Annotated in this window: 12 protein-coding genes; 4 read left to right on the forward strand and 8 right to left on the reverse strand. The window is 63.9% G+C overall.

Features of this window, described 5'->3' with window-relative positions:
* Nucleotides 1-31: 31 nt before the first annotated feature.
* From LDO41_RS25730 to LDO41_RS25740, 3 genes are all read right to left on the reverse strand, one after another.
* On the reverse strand, nt 32-364 hold the full coding sequence (locus LDO41_RS25730) for a hypothetical protein (protein ID WP_223993508.1): 333 nt from the start codon (nt 362-364) through the stop codon (nt 32-34).
* A complete protein-coding gene (locus LDO41_RS25735) occupies nt 361-9,858 on the reverse strand; it encodes a hemagglutinin repeat-containing protein (RefSeq protein ID WP_223993510.1) in 9,498 nt (3,165 codons plus the stop codon). Before LDO41_RS25735 ends, LDO41_RS25730 begins: the two co-directional genes overlap by 4 nt.
* Before the next feature lie 337 nt (nt 9,859-10,195).
* A complete protein-coding gene (locus tag LDO41_RS25740; RefSeq protein ID WP_223993512.1) occupies nt 10,196-11,467 on the reverse strand; it encodes a DUF445 domain-containing protein in 1,272 nt (423 codons plus the stop codon).
* 140 nt (nt 11,468-11,607) lie between these two features.
* Here LDO41_RS25740 and LDO41_RS25745 point away from each other — a divergent pair, with 140 nt between their 5' ends.
* Entirely contained in the window at nt 11,608-12,690 is a 1,083-nt protein-coding gene (locus LDO41_RS25745; RefSeq protein ID WP_223993514.1) for a LacI family DNA-binding transcriptional regulator, read from the forward strand.
* Nucleotides 12,691-12,745: 55 nt separating this feature from the next.
* Here the strand turns inward: LDO41_RS25745 and gcvA are convergent, their stop codons facing one another.
* On the reverse strand, nt 12,746-13,639 hold the full coding sequence (gene gcvA, locus LDO41_RS25750; RefSeq protein ID WP_223993515.1) for a transcriptional regulator GcvA: 894 nt from the start codon (nt 13,637-13,639) through the stop codon (nt 12,746-12,748).
* A 127-nt stretch (nt 13,640-13,766) separates the two neighbouring features.
* Here gcvA and LDO41_RS25755 point away from each other — a divergent pair, with 127 nt between their 5' ends.
* Nucleotides 13,767-15,044, forward strand: coding sequence for an adenylosuccinate synthase (locus LDO41_RS25755; protein WP_223993516.1), 1,278 nt, complete (start codon nt 13,767-13,769; stop codon nt 15,042-15,044).
* Here LDO41_RS25755 and LDO41_RS25760 read toward each other — a convergent pair whose 3' ends face one another.
* Entirely contained in the window at nt 15,045-16,637 is a 1,593-nt protein-coding gene (locus tag LDO41_RS25760; protein ID WP_223993517.1) for an aldehyde dehydrogenase (NADP(+)), read from the reverse strand.
* Nucleotides 16,638-16,764: 127 nt separating this feature from the next.
* Between LDO41_RS25760 and LDO41_RS25765 the strand changes: the two genes are divergently transcribed.
* On the forward strand, nt 16,765-17,736 hold the full coding sequence (locus tag LDO41_RS25765) for a LysR family transcriptional regulator (RefSeq protein WP_223993518.1): 972 nt from the start codon (nt 16,765-16,767) through the stop codon (nt 17,734-17,736).
* A gap of 27 nt (nt 17,737-17,763) precedes the next feature.
* On the opposite strand, the gene LDO41_RS25770 is transcribed toward LDO41_RS25765, so the two are convergent.
* Both LDO41_RS25770 and LDO41_RS25775 read right to left on the reverse strand, forming a co-directional pair.
* The gene (locus tag LDO41_RS25770; protein ID WP_223993519.1) at nt 17,764-18,078 is read right to left on the reverse strand and encodes an NIPSNAP family protein; all 315 of its coding nucleotides are present in this window, start codon (nt 18,076-18,078) and stop codon (nt 17,764-17,766) included.
* Nucleotides 18,079-18,100: 22 nt separating this feature from the next.
* Nucleotides 18,101-19,282, reverse strand: a complete 1,182-nt coding sequence (locus tag LDO41_RS25775) for an iron-containing alcohol dehydrogenase (protein ID WP_223993521.1) — start codon at nt 19,280-19,282, stop codon at nt 18,101-18,103.
* A 220-nt stretch (nt 19,283-19,502) separates the two neighbouring features.
* Here LDO41_RS25775 and LDO41_RS25780 point away from each other — a divergent pair, with 220 nt between their 5' ends.
* Nucleotides 19,503-20,843 (forward strand): MFS transporter, encoded by a 1,341-nt coding sequence (locus LDO41_RS25780; RefSeq protein ID WP_223993524.1) that lies wholly within the window; start codon nt 19,503-19,505, stop codon nt 20,841-20,843.
* 78 nt (nt 20,844-20,921) lie between these two features.
* Here LDO41_RS25780 and LDO41_RS25785 read toward each other — a convergent pair whose 3' ends face one another.
* A complete protein-coding gene (locus LDO41_RS25785; RefSeq protein ID WP_223993526.1) occupies nt 20,922-21,926 on the reverse strand; it encodes a Bug family tripartite tricarboxylate transporter substrate binding protein in 1,005 nt (334 codons plus the stop codon).
* Nucleotides 21,927-21,932 lie beyond the last annotated feature (6 nt).

Here is a 21,932-nt window from a genome sequence, read left to right on the forward strand (position 1 = left end):
CATCTCGAAGTAAAAGAAGAAGCCTACAAGCTCACCGCTTAAACATGATCACAAGAGCCCAACCGACCCCAAATAACAACCCAATGACTGCGGATTTTATGAGCCTTACCCAGAACACTCCGAAATCGATAGAATTTCTCCAAAATTCACCGCTATATATATACTCCACCAACGATGGCCTAGCCCCATCGGTACACTTAGCCAAAAATCCGCACCAATTTCTGACCGAAATATCACGAGCCATTTCGTTGATGGCCGGAATGACCACCATATCTCCCGCAACAAGAAAAGCCATAATTGCAAAAGTAAAAATTAAAATTATTGCAATAATTTGACGTATAGATAGCGCGTATGCGATTTTCATTTCTGCATTCCTTGGACTAAATTTTTTATCGCATTGCCAGTAGGTTCCTGAAAAATCGCCGATCCCACACCAGCTGCGGCTCCAGGGAGCGGACTTGGCGCATTCCACTTGGTTATCCCGTAATTCAATTCAATCCAATCCGGCGTCCACCATCCTCGTGGATCAACCACCTTTCCACCGATAGTTTCAATCGTCTTTCCCAATCCGTATCCAGCAGCAGTACTGAAGGCCGCGCCGGCCATGCCAGCGTTCGGATTTTCCCCTTTTATGGCGGACCCGAAAAGAGACCCGCCAGTATTCGTTATTATCGAAGAGCCAAATCCTGATCCCGTCGTGATGAATCCGGTCCCTGCGGCAATGGTGACATCGATCCAATCTGTTTTTCCAGACTGAAAGGCATAGTTCGCGGCGGCACCAACTCCAGCACCGAACAACTTCACACCCACAGCGGTTCCGCTGCCTCCAGTCAAATATCCGAGCCCGATCATCCCTATACCGGCAATCGTCGTACCGACAGGGTCTTTCGCAATATTCGAATTGACCAACTGATTGTAAGTCTGACCGCTCCCCAATTGCGATTGCCCTCTTTCGTATCCCGGCTGATTCGAGATAATCAATTGGTTATTAAAATCGTGGTTCGTATAATTTGCATCGCTCGATCCGCCACAGTTTAGATTTTGGCAACCGATAATTTTACGGACTTCATAATCATGCTTGCCGCCGGCCTCATCCGCCGTCTGCTTATCGGAGTTTCTGAGGATCTCCGCGACTATCCGACCTTCCGCATCCTCGACGGAGATGCCGAGTTGGTCGGCCAGTACTTTCGCATTCTTTTTGGCAAAGTCGTACTCTCTCTGATGCAACTGTCTGTTGAACCGATCGGCGTTCGCAGCCGTTGCCGCCCCTGAGCCACCACCCACCGCGGCGCCGATTCCTCCAGCCGCAAGATTGGCCGCGAGGTTGCCGATGGCTTCGTCCAGGTCCTTGTTGCCGCTGTTGACGCCGCTCTCCACTGACTTGCCGAGGGACGCGAGCTTTTCCGCGGAGAGCGATGACAGCCCGGCACCGACTGCGCCGGCAATGGCGTTGCCACCGCCGAGGCCGGCGATCATGGCGCCGCCGGCGGCGTGCAGTGCCGCGCGGTATGCTCCGCCCTCCTTCCAGCCTGCGACGTCTGCATTGGCCTGCGCCAGCGCAGCACCATTCTCCTCCGAGGGGTTCTCTTTGTAGGCCTGCGCGGCCTTGGTTTGTTCAGCCTCAGCTTTCTTAAGTTGGCTACCCGCGACATCACCGACCGTCTTCGCCACCGCCTCCCCGGCCGCCTGCGCCGCCGCCATCATGTCGGCCTGTTTGCCCAGGACGTTGTTCAGGTCGGGGCCCTTGCCGACCGTGGCGTTGGTGTTGGCCGTGTCTCGATTGAGCGCGGCGATGTCCTGATTCTGGTTAGCCTGATCGGTGATCGTGATCGTTCCGGCGGCGATGCCTGACTGCGCTACACCGTGCTGGCTACCGCTTTCGTGCTGCGGGATCATGGGGCTGACGCCGCCGGTGTTCTTGCCTGAAGTCTGGCCGCTTGTCTTGTCCACGACCTTCTGGCCGAACGTCAGGCCGCCGGTGACGCCCATTGACGTGCTGCTGTAGTCGGACTTGTTCTCGATATCGCTCCAGCTCAGCGTGCCAGTCGTCAGCTTGTTCTTGTCCTCGGTCGCCGTGCTCGCGATGATCGCGCCCTTGAGGTCCGTGTTGCCCTTCACGTTGATGTCGAAGCCGCCGTCGCCAGCGAGGATGCCGGACTGCTCGGTGACGTTGGCGTAGCTGCTGTCAGCCTTGCCTTTCGACGCCGAGAACGAGCCGCTGGCGCCGCCGCCCTGGCTGATGCTCAGGCCCCCGCCTGCGCTCTTTTGTTCGGCGTGGCTTTCTTCTGTGTCCTGGCGGCTCGCGAGGTTCAGGTTGCCGCCGATGTCGGCGGAGACTTTGCCGCCGCTGACCACACCACCGAGGATGTTCGTATCGTTGCCGGATACGATCGTCACCGACTCGCTCCCGGTGACGTGGCTGTTGACCTGCGTGGTGCCAACGGTATCGCTGTTGCCCTTGCTCATCTGACCAGATACCGAGACACCCCAGCCCTGCGCGCCGTAGGACACGCCGATGCTGCCGCTGCTGGACTTGTTGGTGGTGTGGTTCTCGTAGGTGTCTGTGGCCGAGACGATGTTGACGTCACCCTTCGCGCCCAGACCGACCTTCGTGGCGGCAATATCGGAGCCGATGATGCTCAGGTTGCCTGCGGTCTTGTTGCCATCCGCATCCACGCCGGTGGCGATGAAGGTGGCGGTGCCGCCGGCCTGCACGTTCGAGCCGGTGTGGGTGGTGCTGTCCTGCGTGAGCGTGTTCTTGCTCTGGCTGGTACCGAATGACAACGTGATGGCGGTGCCCTCCGGACCCTTGCCTTTCTCCAGTGCGTTCATCGCCGCGCCAGCGCCCATTGCGGCGTCGTACGCGTCGCGACCTGCGGCAATGCCCCACAGCGCCGAGGCTCGGCCGTCTTCGCTCTTCGTGCCCGAGTTGACCTTCTGACCTGCGCTGATGGCTGCGCCGAGGGCACCGCCGCTCACGCCGAGCGTAAGTCCTGTCTGCTTGATTTCGTGGGTTTCGTCATGGTGCTCGCTGCCCGCGGCGGCATCGATGATGACGTCGGCGCCTACGCCGGTCAGATCCTTTGCCGCAATGACCTGACTGCCGGTGATCTGCAGCGTGCTACCCGCCTTCAGGCTGACGTTGCCTTCGGTGCTGCCGACCAGGCTGCCAGTCTGCGTGACCGAGCTGTCGTGCGTCGTGTCCTTCTGGTCCTTCATGCCATAGGACAGGCCACCGCCGGTGGCACCGAAGCCGGTGGCCTTGGTGTGCGAGTAGGTGTCGCTTTCGCTGGTGCTTTCCGCAGTGGTGATGGTGAGATTGCGGCCGGCCTGCAGCGTGACGTCGTCGGTCGCGGCAACTGTCGAGCCCGCGATGGTCATGTCGCGGCCGGCGCTGCCGGTGATGGACTCGCCTGACACGACGGAGCCGACGGCGACGCTGTCGCGCGAGCTGGTCTTCTCGGTCGTTTCCTTCTTTGACATGAAGCCGGAGCTTTCGGTATGCGACCAGCTGTCGGCGCTGTGCTGTTCGTTCACGACGCCTACGTTGACGTCGCCGGTGGCGACCAGCTTCACCGTGCCCTCCTTGCTCGTGACACCGGAGCCCAACACCGACACGTTGCCGGTAGCGCTACCGTCAAGCTGGGTTGGGGCAATGCCATTGGCCTGAAGGATCTGACCCACGATGCCCGCCTGCCCCGCGCCGAGGGTCACGTTGCCACCGGCCTCGATCGACGCGGCGCGCGTGCCTTCGTCATAAGACGATTGCGTGAACTGCGAGGCCTTGTTGCTGAGGGCGCCAGAGGACTGCGTGCTCGTGTCCATCGCTGCGGTTATTGTCGTGTTCCGTCCGGCGACGATCGCGGTGTCGCCGCCTGCACTGAAGGCTGATGCGGTCAGCGTGGCATCGCGGCCGGCTACCGCCGTGATGCTGCCGCCGGCCTGCACGGTGCTGCCCTGATTGATGACTGTCTGGTTGTGCAGGTAGTCCTGACCACCGTGAGCGGTGGCGTCCTGCGTGGTGCCAAGCTGTGCCGTGCCGATGTTGAGGTCGCGACCTGCGGCGAGCAGTGCGTTGTTGCCGGCGCTGACCGAGCCGCCCGCCATTGTGATGTCACGACCGGCCAGCATGGCGACACTGTTCGCACCTGCAATGGTGCCCACCGCCCCGATTCCCGTGGCACTGGCGCTGTTGCCGTTCGCCAGCGTCGTGGTGTTCGTGATCGTTTGCGCGTCGTTGACGATGTCGCGGCCGGCGGCAACGACGACGTCCTGGCCGCCGATGCGGCCACCGAGGTTGCGGACGTCCTGCGTGGCGCTGACCACGGTCGTGCCGGCGCCGCCGATGGCGCCGCGGTTGATGATGTCGGTACCCACCACTTGGGTAGCCAGGTTGCCGACGATCGAGCCGCTGTTGTCCACCGTGCCGGTAGCGTTGATTGACACCGTGTTACCCGCCACCAGTGCGCCGGTGCTGTTCAGGTCGACGGCGTTACCTTGCGCCAGATAGACCTTGGGCACCAGCACCGACTGGACTGTGCCGTCCGGCAGCGTCACGTCCTGCGACACCATCCACACCATGTCGGTGGTGAGCTGCTGCATCTGCGCGTCGGTCAGGCCGATGCCCGACGTCAGGTCAAAGGCCTTCGCATACGTGACGCCATTGTTCATCAGCGCCTTGTATTCCTCGAGCTGGTCGGTGTAGCCGTTGAGGAAGGTCTTGCCGGTGAGCTGCGTGATCTGGTCGCGGACCAGCTTCTCTTCGTAGAAGCCATCGCCGAGGCGCTTCTGGGTTTTCTGGGGATCGAGGCCTAGTGCCCCCAGCATGTAGTCGCTGGAGATGAAGTTGGTGTATTGCGTGAAGCGTGGGTCGGTCGCGACCAGATACGTGTCGCCGGGCGCAGTGCGGAAGCGGTACAGGCCGTTGGTGGGCAGCGTGAGGTTGGGGATGCCGCCCTGCGGGCTACCCAGTGTCTGGGCTACGCCCTTCACCGTGCTCGTGCCGACTGCGGTGGCACCGCCCGCGCTACCGGTGGCGCCAGCGGCTTGACTACCCGTCGCGCCGCCGCCCGATACGCTGCTGCCGGTCACGGCTGCACCGACCGTGTTGACCGAGGCGACCGTGACGTTCTGGGCTGTGGTCTGGACGTTCTGGTTGGCGGTGGCCACCGCGGCCAGTGCGGACGTTGTCGTTGGCGCCTGCGGCGCGCTGGGGTAGGCGACGACCTGCGTGTCCGAACTGCTGCCCGTGCGCTGGTGCCAGTAGTAGGTGGAGGTGTCCTGCGTGGTAACGGTCTGCTGGAGCACCGTGCCGACATCCTGAATCGTGCCGTTGGCGGCCACGCGGATCAGATTGCCGCCCGCCGCCATGGTGGACGACTGGTTCAGGATGTTGCCGTTGTTGCTGTTGATGCGGATGCTGCCGGCCGCCTGAATCTTGGCCGCATCGGTCGCGCTGACGAGCTGGTCGGTCGCCGTCATCGTGATCGTGGTGCGGCTGATCTCGTTGTAGTCGTGGCCGAAGTTGGCCTGCTTCACCTCATCCGGCCGGATGTGGATATTCGGATCCCAGTCGGGCCACAGCGTGATGCTGTAGGTGCTGCCGTTGTCCTGAATGGACTGGTAGTACTGTGTCGGGCGCGTAGCAATCGGGCGCGTGCAGATACCCGTGTCCTGATCGCACGGCGACTGCGGAGTGGCAATCTGGTCGACGTACTCTTCGATGGGCGATTTGACGAACGATAGCGTCTTGTTTGTCGGATCGAGGTTCTTGACGTCCGCCTTATCAACGGTCACCGTGATCGGGGCACGCAGCGCGTTGGTTTGCGGCGTGCTGACCTGCGCGCTCTGTGTATTCCAGTTCCACTGGGGGAACGTCAGGCTGGTGTGGATGGCCAGATCGATGCCCCACAGGCCGCCTTGCCAGAGCGTCAAGGTCTGCGCTGCGGTCTGCGTCGGCGTGCCCGCCGTGGTCACGATGCTCGTGCGCGTGTTGCTGACCTGATTGGCGGCAATGTCGATATCGCCGTCGGCTTCGATGTTGGCCGAGCGGTTGATCAGTGTGTTGACCTGATTGGCGAGCAGGCCAGTGTTCGGATCACGTGTGCCGTCGCGCGCGATTTGAAGGTTGCCGGCGCTGTAGAGCGTGGCGCCGTCGAGGTTCTGGACCGAGTTGGTGGCGTAGAGGTTCAGGTTCTGAACGGCGGCCATCAGCGCCGAGGCGCCGTTGTTGGTGATGTCGGTGCCTTGTACCTGAACGTTGTTGCCGATGACCGTGCCGGTGTTGAGGGTCGTCGGGCTGGAGATTTGTACGGTGTCGCCTTCGATGCGGCCAGCGTTCGACAGAACGTTGCCGGCGGTCACCGTGGTGGTGGTCGAGTTGATGTCCGCGGACGCGGCATTGACTACGTTCGCGCCGGAGACCGTCACCGCGCCTGCCGCCGCCAACGTACCCGTGTTGGTGAGCGTGCCGGTCGCCGCGACCTTCAGATTGCCGTTGGCGTGTAGCTGGTTAGCAGCGTCGTTGGTGTAGTCACCCGCGACATTGAGCGTCAGATCGCGGCCCGCGATCATGGTGCCGCTGCCGGAGAGTGCGCCGGCGACGGCGACGTCCTGATTGGCTTTGACGGCACCACCGAGGTTCGAGAGGGATGCCACGCCCAGCTTGACGTCCTTGCCGCCGAGTACCTGACCGCCGGCGTTGTTCAGCGTCGCACCGGTCTGGTTGAGGGTCAGGCTCTGGCCGTAGAGGGTGCCGCTGCGGTTGTCGAGTTGCGAGTTGACCTGCAGGTCTAGCGCCTGGCCTGCGACCACCTGACCGCCATTGTTCGCGAGCATTTGCGCGGCGACGGTGACGTCGCCGTTGGCGCCGATCCTGCCGCTTGTGTTTGTCAGGGTGGTGCTTGCCGTCACGGTCGTGGCACCAGCGCCAGCGTTAAGCAGCGCGCCGCGCGTGTTGTCGATGCTTGCGGCCGTGACGGTCGATTTGCTGCTTGCACCGTTGGCCGCGAGCGTGCCGTCGGTGTTGAGCAACGCGCCTGTGGCGGATACGGACAAATCGCCGGCGGTCTGCGCAGAGCCGCCTGCGTTGTCGATGGTGCCGCCGCTGGTGATGTCGAGACCGGTGTTGCCGTAGAGGCTGCCCTGCTGGTTCGATACGTTTCCGCCGGTGACGACGCTTGTCTTGCCTTGTGCGGAGAGCTTGCCCTGGTTGTTGTTCAGCGTCGCCGCACGCGCTTGCAGATCGCCGTTGGTCTGGATGACGCCTGCTGCGTTGGTCAATGCCTGCTGGCTGGTCACGCTCAGAGCACCGGTGCCCGCGTGGGAGATCTGGCCACTGTCGTTGGCCACGGCGTTGGCGTCGATGGCGAGGCTTGCGCCGTTGGCAACGATGGTGCCGCTGGTGTTGTCGAACGTGCCGCCTGCGGAGAGGCTGGTGGTGTCCTGGCCATACTGCCTGATCGTGCCACCGCGGTTGGACAGATCGCCCGTGGTCGCCACGCTGACGCGGTCGCCTTCGAGCCAGCCATTGGCGTTGTCGAGCGACCCCGCGTTGACGGTGGTGGCAGCGGCCGAGATCGTGCCGTTGCGGTTGGTGGTCGCGCCCGTGCTGGCAATTTGCAGCGCACCGCTGGCGGTCAGGTCGCCGTTGTCGTTGTTCAGCGACTGGGCGTTGACAGTGGCGTCGCCACGGGCGGTGATGGTTCCTGCGTTCACGATCGCAGTGCCGGCATTGAGCGCCAGTGCGCCGTTGCCGCCGATAAGGCCGTTGCTGGTGTTCGTGATCGCTTGCTGTGCGCTGACCTGCGTCGCGCCATCGCCGGCATTGGCAATACGGCCAGCAGTGTTGTCGATGCTGGCGGCGGCCACTGACAGCGCGCCGTGCGCGCCTGCGGATTCGATGCGGCCACTGGTGTTGATGAGCTTGCCGTCGGCCTGCAGCGTGAGGCTATCTTGGGCGTGCAGCGTCGCGTTCGTGTTGTCCAGCGCGCCCTGGACGGCGAGACTCAGGGCCTTCTGCGAAGCCACGGTGCCGCCAGCGTTGTTGAGTGCGCCGAGGCGTGCCACCAGCGCGCCGTTGGTCTGGATGACACCGCTCACGTTGCTGGCCGCGCCCTGGCTCGTGATAGCGAGCGCCCCGCTGCCAGCGTGGGAGAGCTGGCCACGGTCGTTGATCAGGCTTGCGGCGATGACAGTCAGGTTCTGGCCGTTGGCGGCAATGGTGCCACCGGTGTTGTCGAGCTTGCCACCGGCGGTGATCGTGGTGTCGGCCTGACCGGTCTGCTTCAGCGTGCCGCCAACGTTGAGCAGATCGCCCTTGGTCTGGACCGCAAGCTGGGTGCCTTCGATCTGGCCGCTGGTGTTGTCCAGCGACTGCGCGGTGATGGCAACGGTGTTGCCCGTGACGGTGCTCTGGCGCGTGTTCAACGCACCAGCGCTGACGGTGATCGCGCCGCCGGCCTGCACCTTCGCGCCCGACAGATCGACAGCACCTCCGGCGACAGTCAGAGCGCCGTTGGCGGCGGTCTGACTGCCGGCAAGGCTGACGCTTGCGCCGTGAATCGCGACATTACCGCTGGCTGAGTTGCGACCCGTGGCAGACAGTGCGCCGGTGGCGCTTAGCGCAAGGTCCGCGTTACCGACGGACGTACCGTCGGCACTCATGCCCGCGGCAAGCGTGCCTGTGGACGCCACGTTCTGCGCGTTCACGCCGAGCCATTGCTGGGCCGCCAGCGTGCCGCTGTTGGTCAGCGTGCCATCGGTCTGGACGCCGATGGCACCCTTGGCGTACGTCGTGCCGCTGTTGTCGATGCCATCGCGTGCCACGACAGAGAGATTGCCGCTGGCATTGGTCTGGCCGTTCAGGATGATCTTGCCCTCGGACGTCAGCGTGAAGTCGCCGGCCTGCGCGGCGGCCACGCCGCGCAGCGAGACCCCCACGCCGAGCTCCGTCGAAGCGAGGATGATCTTGTTAGCGTACATGCCACCGAGCAGCGCCACGTCGATGCCTGCCGAGGGCGCGGCCCCAGTACCGGCAATGGCCGTCGCGCCGAGCGTGTTGTAGTCGACCTGATTGGCACCGGCCACCACGTTGAGCTTGTTCGCGTAGATCGCCGCGTTAGCCTTCACCGCACGCGCGATGATGTCTACCTGATCGATGTTCGCGGTATTGAGGCCCGAGCCTTCGATGTTGATCTGGCCACCGGTTACCCGGAACGCATCGAGGCTGCCGAGGCCGCCGTACACCGGCAGACCTGTAGTCAGCGTGGCGCGCGGCGTGTTGATGAAGCCGGCACCGTCAACAAGGATGCCGTTGGGGTTCGCAACCACCACCTGCGCACCGGGCCCCGCCACTTCGAGGTAACCCCGCAGCTGGCTCGGCAACATGCTGTTGACCTGATTGACGATGATCCGCGCGGAGCCACCGGGCAACAGGTTCGGGTTGCCGTTGATATACCCCGCCTGCTGCGTGTTGACGGCCGTGGGCGAGTTGTTGAGGATCGCGCCGCCGCGGTTCACGTCGAACTGCGTGTAGTGGTTGGTGGAGACCCCCGCACCGGACGGGCGCGTGATGTTGACCTGCGGCAGGCCATTGGGCGTCGAGATCACCGTGGGTCGGTTCGCACCCGAGTTCGGATCGCCGACGATCTGCGCCGTAGCGAAAACGGGCAAACCCATGCACGCCCACACCGCCAGCTTGATCGCCGGAATGGCGAGCCACTGCATCGACGGCAGGCTCCGCGAGCCGCGCGCAGCGGAAGCATTCCTGCCAGCGCCAACACTGCTGGCAGTCTCCGCCACGGCCATCAGCATGGCGCGCGAGCGGTTGAAAACGATGCGGTAGCAAAGACGATTCATGGGACCCCGAATGCAACTGGCGTGTCTCGTGGTGACGCACTGAGATCCGCTGCAACCGAGGGCAAAGCCACTACGTACTGCGCGCAACAACAGCTGTAACCTTTCTGACGACACAAACGGGGCGCAGCGTAGAGCAAGAAAAATGGGATTCACACCCCACTTTCCTGGGAGCTAAAGTTTTTTCTTATTCACATTTGCTCAACGCCCGCAAGAGGATAAATCCGCACCTCCGCGCTGGATATAGCAAAGCCGCCATTTCTTCGCATTCGAGGTGACCGCCACCACCCTGATATAAAAAATATTTACATCAGATATTAATGTCACACTGGCGCAACACCTACGTGCCTAGCCACGTGGGCAATTGCGCCACCAGATACAACACCGCCCCAATCAGTCCACCCACGATCGTGCCGTTCATGCGGATGTATTGCAGGTCCTTGCCCACGTTGAGTTCGATCTGCCGCGACATGTCGCGCGCGTTCCAACTACGTACCGTGCCGCTGATATGCCGCGTGATGAAGTCCGCGAAGTCGGGCGCCATTTTCTCGGCGGCGTCGCGCAGATGCTGGTTGATGGACTGTCGCAGCGATTCGTTGTGCGCGAGTTCGGCGCCGACCCACTGCCCTGCCGCCACCACTCGCTTGTAGATCGATGACGCGGTGCGACCGAGATCCGCTTTCAGGCGCTCGCGCCAGTCGTTCCACAGCTCGCCGATATAGGCGTGCAGGGCTGGATGCTCCTGAAGGTATCGCTTGATATCGTTGGCCTTGGCACTGAACGCGGCATCTTCGCGCAGACGGCGGATCAGGTCCTGCGTGACCTCGTCGAACTTCTTGCGTAGTTCGTGGCTATCGTCCTGTTCCACCTGCGTCAGGATGCGCATCAGCGCGGCGGCAATCATGTCAGCGCCGCGATTGCCGATCCATTCGGTCGGCAGCACCTTCTCCTTGGCGGGATGTTCGACCTTGAGCCACTCGACGATGCGCGCGGCAATCAGCGTGCGCGTATCCGGCTCGTTGAGCAGCGCCACCAGATGTGTGATCGATTCCCTGAGCAGCACCTGATGACGGTTGTCGCGCGTCAGCGTGTCGAGGATGTCCGCCGCTGCCTGCGTCAGATCGATCCTACGCAGCACCGCATCGACGGCATCGCGCGCGAACTTGCGCATGTCCTCTTCGTCCAGCAGATCGAGCGCACCGCGCAGAAACTTCGCTACCGCATCGCCGATTCTTCGCGTGTTCGCGGCCGAGTCGAGCCAGTCCGCGACAGCCTGTGCTGGGTTGTGTCGATCGATCAGCGCGACCACCGAGTCCTTGTCGAGGAACTTCTCCTTCACGAACACCGCCAGACCATCGGCAATATCGTCGCGTTTGCGAATGATGATGTTGGTATGGCCGGAGAGGCCCGGTATCGGAATGCGGCGGAACAGTGCCGCCACCGCGAACCAGTCGGCCAGGCCGCCCACCATCGCGGCTTCCGCGGCGGCGCGGATCCAGTCGGTTGCAAGGCCGCGTGGCAGGAAGAGCGTGGCGACGAATACCGCCGCAGCCGCTAGCAACAATGCCATGGCCTGGCGCTTGGCCTTGTCGAGTTCCTGCGCTTGCGTCATGGCGATGGGATCGTGTGAGTGAGGGGCGTCCATGTCGCCCATTGTCGTCCAAAAGCAAGTGGCCTCACGTAATCAGGCGACGGCTCGCACGCAGTTATCTGCGACAATGCTGGCCGTTCCATATCGCAAATCGGGGTGACATGGCATCGAGTCCGGACCGGCCGCCGCAGAAGACAGGATTACCACGCCGTGCGCCCACCGCGCATGACGTGGCCGCGCTCGCGGGTGTGTCGCAATCGGCGGTGTCACGCTGCTTTACGCCGGGTGCCAGCATCTCCGACGACACGCGCCGACGCGTGCAGGCTGCCGCCGAGCAGCTTGGCTATCGGCCCAACCTGATTGCGCGCTCGCTGATCAAGCGCCGCTCGACCATTATCGGCGTGGTCATTCCCGGCCTGCAGAACCCGTTCTACTCGTCGGTGCTCGAGGCGCTGTCCGCGGATCTTGCCGCGGCCGGCTATCGCATCCTGTTGTTCAACGCCCCCGCGCGCGGCACCCCCGATCCTGTACTCGACGAGGTACTGAACTATCGCGTCGATGCTTTGATTCTGGTGTCATCAACGCTGTCTTCGGGGCTGGCCGACGAATGCCAGAATATCGGCTTGCCCGTGGTGCAACTCAACCGCACCGCCGAGCGCAGCACCGTGTCGAGCGTGGTAGGTGACAACCACGGCGGTGCGGCGACCGTTGCGCGCTTTCTGCTCGCCTGCGAACACCAGCGTTTTGCGTTTATTGCCGGGCTCGAGACCGCATCGACGAGCCGCGAGCGCGAGGCCGCGTTCCTGGCCACGATCGAGGAGGCTGGGAAACCTGTGCAGCGTGCGGTCGCGCACTACGCGTTCGACGAAGCGCAGACCGCCGCGCGCATGCTGCTCGGTAGCGACGCGCCGCCCGATGCGATCTTCTGTGCCAACGACTACATGGCCCTCGCCGTGCTGGGCGTGGCGCGCGCCGAGTTCGGCTTGACGGTAGGGCGAGACATTTCGATCGCAGGCTTCGATGACCTGCCGATGGCGGCGTGGCCGGAGTTCTCGTTGACGACGTTCCGTCAGCCGGTGCGCGCGATGTCCGCGCGCGCGGTCGCAATGATCGATGCGCAATTGCAGGGCACCGACAGCGGCCGCAGTGAGGTGGTTGCGGGCGATCTGGTGGTTCGCGGGTCTACGCGCGTGCCCGCGTATGGTGTGGTCGAGGTGGAGAACGAGCGCGTGTGGCGCCCCTGATGCGCGCTCGGTTGGGAGCTCAGTTCGCAGATCAGGTCGCAGATCAGGTCGCAGATCAGGTCGCAGAGAACCGCGCGCCCACCTCGCGCAGCCAATCCACAAACGCCGCAATGGCGGGCTCCTCGCGGCGCGCGTTGTGCACATAGCAGCCATAGCGCCACGCCGGCAGCGACGGTCCCTCGAACGGAAACACGAGGCGACCCTCCTTGACATCCAGCGCCACCAGCGCGGTCGGACCCATCGCGATGCCCAGCCCATCGATTGCCGCCTGCAGCGTCAGATAGAAGTGGTCGAGCTGCAGCGACTGCGCCGACAGTTGCGGGTTGCCACACGCCGCGAGCCACTGCGCCCATAACTCCGGATACGTCGCCGTATGCAGTAACGTGTGCTGCGCGAGGTCCGACACCTCGTGAATCGGATGCGCCTGCAACACCTTTGGCGAACATACCGGCAATCGCACTTCGGTAAGGAACTCGGTAACCACGTAGCCCGCAGGCTTCTGCTCGCCGCCGCGAATCGCGACATCAAACGGCTCGCGCACGCGATCGATCGGCTCGTCCGAGGTATTGAGCCTGACTTCGATCGACGGATGCGTTAACTGAAACCCTGACAACTGCGGCAGCAGCCAACGCAACGCGAATGTCGTTGGCGCATTGACGCGAATCACCTGCTGCCGCGACGCCTTGAGTTGCTCCGCAGTGGCCAGCGCCAGACGGTCCAATGCCGCCGACACCTCCGACAGATAGCTACGACCAAGCGCGGTCAATACCACCCTGCGGCCACGCCTCTCGAATAGATCATGACCAAGCCAGGACTCGAGCTGCGCCACCTGCCGGCTGACAGCGCCGTGCGTGACGAACAACTCTTCCGCCGCCGCGGTGAAGCTTTCGAGGCGTGCGGCGGCTTCGAAGACGCGGACCGCGTTCAGCGGCGGCAGGCGGCGTGACATAAGGTAGACATTCCGGTATATGTGATTTTTCCTGACAGATAACCTGAGTTTATATCGATTTTCCTTAGCTGGGATGCCATTTACATTGCGTCCTTCTGTCTCGTTTAGTCACCAGTGGGAGAAATCGATGTCGAATGTCGTGGTCGTGGGCGCGCAATGGGGCGATGAAGGCAAAGGCCGGATCGTGGACTGGCTGGCCGAGCGCGCCGATATCGTGGCGCGCTACAACGGCGGCCATAACGCCGGCCATACGCTCGTCGTGAACGGCCAGACCTACAAGCTCGCACTGCTGCCGAGCGGCGTGGTGCGTGGCAAGCGCGGCATGATCGGCAATGGCGTGGCGCTGGACCCGGAGGCCCTGCTGGCGGAGATCGCGCGCATGGAAGCGCTCGGCGTGCGCATCACGCCCGAGGTGCTGCAGATTGCCGAAACCGCGACGCTGGTGCTGCCGATCCATCGTGCGATCGACGCCGCGCAGGAGCAGCTACGCGACAAGCCGATCGGCACCACGCTGCGCGGCATCGGCCCTGCGTATGAAGACAAGGTGGGCCGACGCGCGCTGCGCGTCTGCGATCTGGCGGATCCGGCGTATCTGTCGCAACGGCTCGACCTCCTGCTGGCCCATCACAACGCATGGTTCCGTGGCCTGGGCCTCGAAACGTTCGAGAAGGCGCCGCTGCTCGACGCATTGCTGGCGATGGCGCCGAAGCTCCTGCCGTTTGTGGGACGCGTGTGGGAGCAGCTCGATGCCGCCTATCAAGCTGGACAGTCCGTCGTATTCGAAGGCTCGCAGGCCGTGATGCTCGATATCGACTGGGGCAGCTATCCGTATGTGACATCGTCGAGCACGGTGGCGGCGGGCGCGGCCAGCGGTACCGGCATTGCGCCGTCGCGCATCGGCACCGTGCTGGGCGTCAGCAAGGTCTATGCGACCCGCGTGGGCGAGGGTCCATTTGTGTCCGAACTCGATGGCGCGCTCGGTGAGCAATTGCGCGACCGCGGCCGCGAGTATGGCGTGAACACCGGCCGGCCACGCCGCTGTGGTTGGCTGGATGCCGTGCAGCTGCGGCAGGCCGCCAAGGTGAGCGGCATCGATCAGCTGGCGCTGACCAAGCTCGATGTGCTCGATGGCTTCGACTCGATCAGCCTTTGCGTGGGCTACGAGCGCGATGGCCAGCGCATCGACTACATCCCGGCCAGCGATGCCGCGCTGGTGGGCGTACGTCCCGTGCTGCGCGAGTTCGCGGGTTGGTCGCGGCCGACGCAGGGCGCGCGCACGATGGATGCGCTGCCCGCGGAAGCCGTTGCGTTGATCGAGGCGATCGAGGCAGAGGTCGGCGTGCCGGTGACGATGGTCACCACCGGCGCCGAGCGCGACGACGTGATTCTGCGCGACCCTGCTTGATTACTGCGGTCGCACCACGGCGTCGCGCGTGCGCACGCCGTTGACCAGGCGCTCGATGCCAAGCGGATTGGCATCGCGCAGCGCTTCGGGCAGTAGCGCATCGTCGAAGTCCTGATAGCACACGGGCCGCAGAAAGCGATCGATGGCAAGCGTGCCCACCGAGGTGCCGCGCGCATCGGACGTGGCGGGGTATGGCCCGCCATGCACCATCGCATCGCAAACCTCGACGCCGGTCGGATATGCATTGACCAGCAGGCGCCCCGCCTTCTCCTCGAGCACAGCCACCAGCGCCCCCGCGTTGGCGAGGTCCTCGCGCTCCGCAATCAACGTGGCGGTAAGCTGCCCCTCCAGCGCCTGCACGGCCTTTAGCAATTGCTCCGCATCATCGAATTCGACGAGCACCGTGCACGGACCGAACACTTCCTGCTGCAGACGTCCATCGGCTTGGAACAACAACGCGCTATCGGCGCGCCACAGTTGCGCCGGCGCGCGCCCCGGCGCGGCGGTGCCCTGCGCGAGCAAGGTCATGCCCGGTGTATCCGCAAAGCGGCCGAGCCCCTGCTCGTAGTGCGCGAGGCCGGCGCTATTCAACATGACCTGCGGCGCGACATCAGTGATCGCAGCCTGGAATTGCTCGATAAATGCACCGAGCGCGGGTGAGCGCACCGCGAGGATCAGACCGGGATTGGTGCAGAACTGCCCGGCTCCCAGCGCGACCGAGGCCGCCAGTTGCGTGGCAATCGCCGGCGCGCGGCGTTCGAGTGCATGCGGCATCAGGATCAGCGGATTGACACTGCTCATCTCGGCAAACACCGGAATTGGATGCGGCCTTGCGGCAGCCATATCGCAGAGCGCGCGGCCCCCGCGCAGCGAGCCGGTGAAGCCCACCGCGCGGATCTCCGGGTGCTTGACCAACGGCTCTCCCACGCGGTCGCCGTAGATCATGTTGAAAACACCAGCGGGCATACCGGTACGGCGCGCGGCGTCGACGATCACTTCGGCCACCATCGCCGCGGTGGCCATATGGCTCGGGTGCGCCTTGAACACGACCGGGCAGCCAGCCGCGAGCGCGGCGGCAGTGTCGCCACCAGCAGTGGAGAACGCGAGCGGGAAATTGCTGGCGCCGAACACGGCCACCGGGCCTACGCCAATGCGGTACTGACGCAGGTCCGCGCGCGGCAGCGGTGTGCGTTGCGGTAGCGCGAGGTCGATGCGTGCGCCGAGGTAATCGCCGCGACGCAACACGGTGGCGAACAGCCGCAGTTGGCCACTCGTGCGCGCGCGCTCGCCCGTGATGCGTCCTGATGGCAACGCACTCTCGCGGCACACCAGTTCGATAAAGCTCGCATCGAGCGCATCGAGTCCGTCCGCCACGGCGTCAAGAAAGCGCGCGCGTTGCTCGGGCGGCAGCGCGCGGAAGGCCGGGTATGCCGTTGCCGCGGCCCTGGCGGCGGCATCTACTTCGCCAGCGGTCGCCTCGCGGAAGGTGTACGGCAGGCGCTCGCCAGTGGTGGCGTCGACGCTGTACAGCACGACGTCGCTTGCCCCGACCTGCTCGCCCTTGATGAACTGCTTGAAATGCTCGGTGGTCATAAATGTCTCCTTCGCCAATGTCGGAGCACTCTATGAGCCATTGCGCCACGCGGCTAATGAAAAGACCTGATCGGCCGATGCATGGCGGTTATGCCGTTGGTATAGTGTGGGCTTTTGCACGCCCCGCATGCGCTCCACGCCCCTGCCCTCCCTCGCCACCATTGCCTCGCGGCTGCGCCTCAAGCAGTTGCGGCTGCTGATCGCACTCGACAATCACGGCTCGCTGCACAAGGCGGCCGACGAGATCGCCATCTCGCAACCGGGGGCCACCAAGGCGCTGCGCGAGATCGAGGACATCCTCGGCATGGCGTTGTTCGAACGCCAGCCCAAGGGGCTGGTTGCCAACGAACTCGGCCAGTGTGTGACGCGCTATGCGCGGCTGATCTACAGCGACCTCGAACATCTGCACGCGGAGATCACCGCGATCGCACATGGTCACGGCGGCCACCTCGCGGTGGGCGTCATCATGGGTGCGATCCCGCTGCTGACACGCGCCATCACCGCCGTGCGCGAGCAGCAGCCGCATTTATCGGTCGAGATCATCGAGAACACCAGCGCCACGCTGCTCGCTCTGCTAGACGAAGGTCGCATCGACCTCGCATTGTGTCGATGCGGCGTGAGCCGCCGCCCCGGCGCGTACGACTGCATGGAACTGGAGATGGAGCCGCTCGCCGTAGTGGCCGCGCCCTCGCACCGGCTGGCCGGCGAGTCTTCGCTCGCGCTGGCCGATCTGGCCGGGCTGCCGTGGATGGCCTACCCGGTAAACACGCCGATGCGCAACACGCTGGAGCGCGAGCTCGGCGATGCCGGCATCGATCTGCCGCGTTATCCGCTGGAAACGGCATCCGCGTTTGCGATGCTGACGATGCTGCAGGAAACGCCCGACCTCGTCGCGGTAATGCCGCGCGCGGTAGCCGAGTTCGGCGAACGCTTCGGCATGCTCGTACGGCTGCCTGTCGCGATGCGCGCGCTCGAGGATCCCTACGGCGTCATCACGCGCACAGGCACGCAACTGTCGCCCGGTGCGCGTCTGCTGATCGATGCACTGCGGGCCCATCGCACGGCGCCGCTCCCCGACGAAGCGTTGCCGCACGACTAGCCCCCTGCTACTGACCCCTGCCGCGCATTACTTGATCGGCGAGAAATCCGCGGGGCGCAGCAGCTTCGACTCCATCTTGACCAGCATCGGGAAGGCCACCGGCACGAATTTTTCGAGCCAGTCCTTGTCTTCGTAGAGTGCATTGCGACGCGCGATGCGGTCGTCGAGGCTTTCGTACGCCCAGATATGCACGACCTGGTTCAGTTCGCCGATCTCGGTGTACCACCAGCCCACGAGCTTCGCGTAGCGCGAGATGACGGGCAACCCCTCCTTTTCGAAATGGCGCAGGTAGTCCTTCATCTTGCCGATCTGGACCGTATAGGTCCGCATTTCAAAATACATGGTGCTTCCTAATGAGTGGATGTTAAACAATCTCTTCGATATTGCCGCGGTGTGCCGCAACGATGATGCGTTCGATATCGCCGGCATTGGTCAGGCGCGGATTGACGAGCACGTTGCCGCTGCGCATCGAGTCCTTGACCATCTGCGGTAGATGGGCGAGGTCCACCCCGAGCTCACGAATGTTCGACGGAATGTCCAGCGCGCGGTTGAGCGCGCGGATTTCCTCGACCACGCGCCGCGCGGCGGCCAGATCGTCGAGACCGGCGACGTCGGCGCCAAGTGCCTGCGCGATGTCGCGGAAGCGTTCGGGGCAAGCCGGCACATTGAAGGCCAGCACATAGGGCAGCAGCGCCGCATTGGCGATGCCGTGAGCGATATTGAACACGCCGCCCATGGTGTGCGAGATCGCGTGCACGTTGCCGAGCTTGGACTGCGAGAACGCCACGCCCGCCAGGAACGAGCCCATCAGCAAATCTTCGCGCGCGGGCAGGTCCGCGCCCACATAGTAGGCCTTGCGCAGGCTGCGGCCGATCATGCGAATCGCGTGGAGCGCGAGCGCCTGGCTGATGGGGTTCGCCTGCTTGGACACATACGATTCAATGGCATGCGTGAGCGCATCCATGCCCGTGGCGGCGGTGATCGCCGGCGGCAGCCGCAGCGTCAGCTCGGGATCGAGGATCGCGAGCTGCGGAAACAGCTTCGGGCTGATGATCACGGTCTTGAACAGCGTCTCGCGGTTGGTGAACACCGTCGATGCCGTGCATTCGCTGCCTGTGCCAGACGTCGTCGGCAACGCGACGATCGGCAGCGGCGTCTCGCGAATGCGGTCGTAGCCTTCGTAGTCGAGAATCGAACCCGGGCTGGTGGCCATCGCGGCCACACCCTTGGCGGTGTCGATGCTGCTGCCGCCACCGACGCCAGCTACCGCGGTGCAGCCATGCTGCTTGAGGAACCCCACCGCGCGTTCGAGTACGGCGGTGTCGGGGTTGGGCGCGACCCCGTCGAACGTTTCGTAGGCAATCTCGGCCGCGCGCAGCGAGGCGAAGAAGCTGTCCAGCACGCCGCTGCGCATCAGCCCTTCGTCGGTGACGACCAGCAGCTTGCCGTCGGCGGGCACGAATTGACGAATCAGCGCACCGGCCTGGGCGGCAAGGCCGTTGCCGTACTTGAGCGTGGTGGGGAAGTAATAGGGGAAAGCGTGCATGTTGTCGTCCTGATGTGTCTCCGGCTTCCAACGTTACAAACCCTCGCCGACGCTGCCTAATGAAAAGGCGTGATGCCCCGATAACCAAAGCGCGGCGTGGTGGCGGTGCATATCCGTTGGTTATCACGTGATCACAACGCGTCATTAGCCAATCGCATGGACGGCTCATACAGTGCCGTGGCGACTCGCTTCGCCCCGAACACAACAAAGAGAGACAGCCATGCCAACCACGCATCCTTCCGCCATTCCCGCGCCACACGCACCGTCGCATGCCGCCGCGATGCGGCCGACCAACGTGCGCTGGCGCATTTTCCTGATCATGCTGCTGCTGACCGCGATCAACTACATCGACCGCGCGTCGCTGTCGGTCGCGTTGCCGCTGATCGCCCCCGAGTTCAACCTCACGCCAGCCATCGAGGGGCTGATGCTGAGCGCGTTCTTCTGGTCGTACGCGCTGATGCAGATTCCGGCCGGCATGATGCTGGACCGCTATCACACGCGCGGCATCATCGCCGCGGCGACCATCGCGTGGGGCGCGTTCCAGGCCCTCGCGGCGGTCTCGCACAACTGGATCATCCTGTTGCTGACGCGCATGGGACTTGGCGTATCCGAGTCGCCGATCATGCCGTCGGGCGCCAAGCTGATCGGCTCCTGGCTTACGCCGCACGAGCGCGGCCGCGGCGCGGTGCTGGTCGATGGCGGTGCGCCCCTCGGCAGCGCCTTCGGCGCGATCATCATCGCGGGCCTGATCTCGTGGCTGGGCTCATGGCGCATCGCGTTTGTGATCGCCGGGGTCGGCACGATGCTGGCGGGCTTTCTGGCATGGCGCTATATCCGCAACCATCCGTCCGAGCATCCCGACGTCAACGCGGCCGAGCTCGAGCACATCGAGCGCGGCAATGCCGCCGATAACCATGCCGCTGCCGAGCAGGTGCCATTTCGCGAGCTGATCCGCGACCGCTCGGTGCTCGCGATGTTCGCCGGCTATAGCTGCATTCTGGCGGTGTTCTATGGCCTGCTCACATGGATGCCGAGCTACCTGCACAAGGCGCACGGTTTCAACATCGCCGCAATGGGCGGCGCGACCTTTCTGATCTTTATGTCGGGCTTTGTCGGCGAGCTGATCGGCGGCTATATCGGCGACAAGTGGAAGTCCTCAGGCGCATCGCCGAATCTTGTCATGCGCACGATGTTCAGCGGCTCGTCGCTGATCGCCGCCGCGTGCATTCTGGCGGCCGCTTATATCGCCGACTCCGCGGTGGTGGTGGGCCTGCTGTGCGTGGCGCTGTTCTTTATCCGCTTCTGCGGCATGTACTGGAGCCTGCCGGCGGTGATCGGCGGCCCCGCGCGCGCCGGCGTGCTCGGCGGCACCATGAACTTCTGCGGCAATATGGCCGGCGTGGTGGTGCCGGTACTGATCGGCGTGATCGTGCAATGGTCCGGCTCGTACTTCCTGGCGCTGCTGTTCTTCGTGGTCATGGCCGTTGGCATCGCGGTGTTCTCCAGCCTGATCGACTACCGCCCGCGTGAGCGGGTTGTGGCCACCGAAGCCACCAGATAGTCCGATCCTCAAACGCAAAAAACCGCATGGCGCAGATCGCTGCGCCGTGCGGAAAGCCCTCACAGTACTCGTTTCACCTCACACCATCGGAACGCCGGCTTCCGCCATCAGCAGCTTCCAGCGCGCCAGCTCGTCCGTCAGGAATGGCGTCATGGCCGGGCGCGACATCGGCGCGAACTTCAGGAAGCCCATGTCGTTGACCGATTTCTGAATGCGCTCCTTGGCGAGCGACACGTTGATTTCCCGGTTGAGCAGGTCGAGGATGTCGTCCGGCGTCTTCTTCTTGGCCAATACCGCATGCCACGAGACCAGGTTGTACTTGTCGCGGATAACGCTCTGGATCGTCGGCAACTGCGGCGAGAACGGCAGTGGCTGGTCGCTGGTGACGCCCAGCGCCACCGCGCGCCCGGCCTGCACCATCGGTGCCGCCACCGACCATGCTTCCATCATGAACGTCAGCCGGCCTTCGACGAGGTCGCTCGTGATGCGGTTGTCCTTGTAGGGGACATGCACGATCGACGGCAGACCGATCTTCTTGAGGAAGATCGACGCCGACACATGCGACGACGTACCAATGCCGTAGCTGCCGTAGGACGCCGACTGCTGGTTGCGCTTCAGGTAGTCGATCAGGCCGGGCAGCGAGGTCACGCCGGTCTCCTTGCCTACCGTCAGCACCAGCGGCAACCCCACCGTGCGAGCGATCGGCGCGAAATCCGCGATCGGGTCGTACGGCAGGTTCTTGTACAGCAGCAGGTTCGTGATGAATGCGGCCGTGGTGTAGAGCAGCGTATGACCATCGGCCTGCGCGCGCAGCACGCCGGCCGTGCCGATACTGCCGCTCGCGCCCGGCTTGTTCTCGGGAATGAATTTGCCGCCAAAGCGCGAGCCAATGTCAGTTGTGATCAACCGCCCCATGTAGTCGGTACTGCCACCCGCGGTGAACGGGATGATCACATTGACCGGACTGGTCGGATACTCGACGGCCTTCTCTGCCCAGGCCATCCTCGGCAGGACCGCAGCCCCACCCAGTCCGGCACCGAGAGCGCCAATCGCACGCATAAAACTGCGACGCTGATAACTCACGACTTT

Source organism: Cupriavidus pampae (genome assembly GCF_914271485.1).
Lineage (GTDB): Bacteria > Pseudomonadota > Gammaproteobacteria > Burkholderiales > Burkholderiaceae > Cupriavidus > Cupriavidus pampae.

What these genes read in the sequence shown, in the direction of transcription:
- gcvA (WP_223993515.1), bottom strand. Translation starts at nt 13,639, where the DNA reads ATGTCACGCCGCCTGCCGCCGCTGAACGCGGTCCGCGTCTTCGAAGCC.
- LDO41_RS25780 (WP_223993524.1), top strand. Translation starts at nt 19,503, where the DNA reads ATGCCAACCACGCATCCTTCCGCCATTCCCGCGCCACACGCACCGTCG.
- LDO41_RS25735 (WP_223993510.1), bottom strand. Translation starts at nt 9,858, where the DNA reads ATGAATCGTCTTTGCTACCGCATCGTTTTCAACCGCTCGCGCGCCATG.
- LDO41_RS25760 (WP_223993517.1), bottom strand. Translation starts at nt 16,637, where the DNA reads ATGACCACCGAGCATTTCAAGCAGTTCATCAAGGGCGAGCAGGTCGGG.
- LDO41_RS25740 (WP_223993512.1), bottom strand. Translation starts at nt 11,467, where the DNA reads ATGACGCAAGCGCAGGAACTCGACAAGGCCAAGCGCCAGGCCATGGCA.
- LDO41_RS25775 (WP_223993521.1), bottom strand. Translation starts at nt 19,282, where the DNA reads ATGCACGCTTTCCCCTATTACTTCCCCACCACGCTCAAGTACGGCAAC.
- LDO41_RS25730 (WP_223993508.1), bottom strand. Translation starts at nt 364, where the DNA reads ATGAAAATCGCATACGCGCTATCTATACGTCAAATTATTGCAATAATT.
- LDO41_RS25770 (WP_223993519.1), bottom strand. Translation starts at nt 18,078, where the DNA reads ATGTATTTTGAAATGCGGACCTATACGGTCCAGATCGGCAAGATGAAG.
- LDO41_RS25755 (WP_223993516.1), top strand. Translation starts at nt 13,767, where the DNA reads ATGTCGAATGTCGTGGTCGTGGGCGCGCAATGGGGCGATGAAGGCAAA.
- LDO41_RS25765 (WP_223993518.1), top strand. Translation starts at nt 16,765, where the DNA reads ATGCGCTCCACGCCCCTGCCCTCCCTCGCCACCATTGCCTCGCGGCTG.
- LDO41_RS25745 (WP_223993514.1), top strand. Translation starts at nt 11,608, where the DNA reads ATGGCATCGAGTCCGGACCGGCCGCCGCAGAAGACAGGATTACCACGC.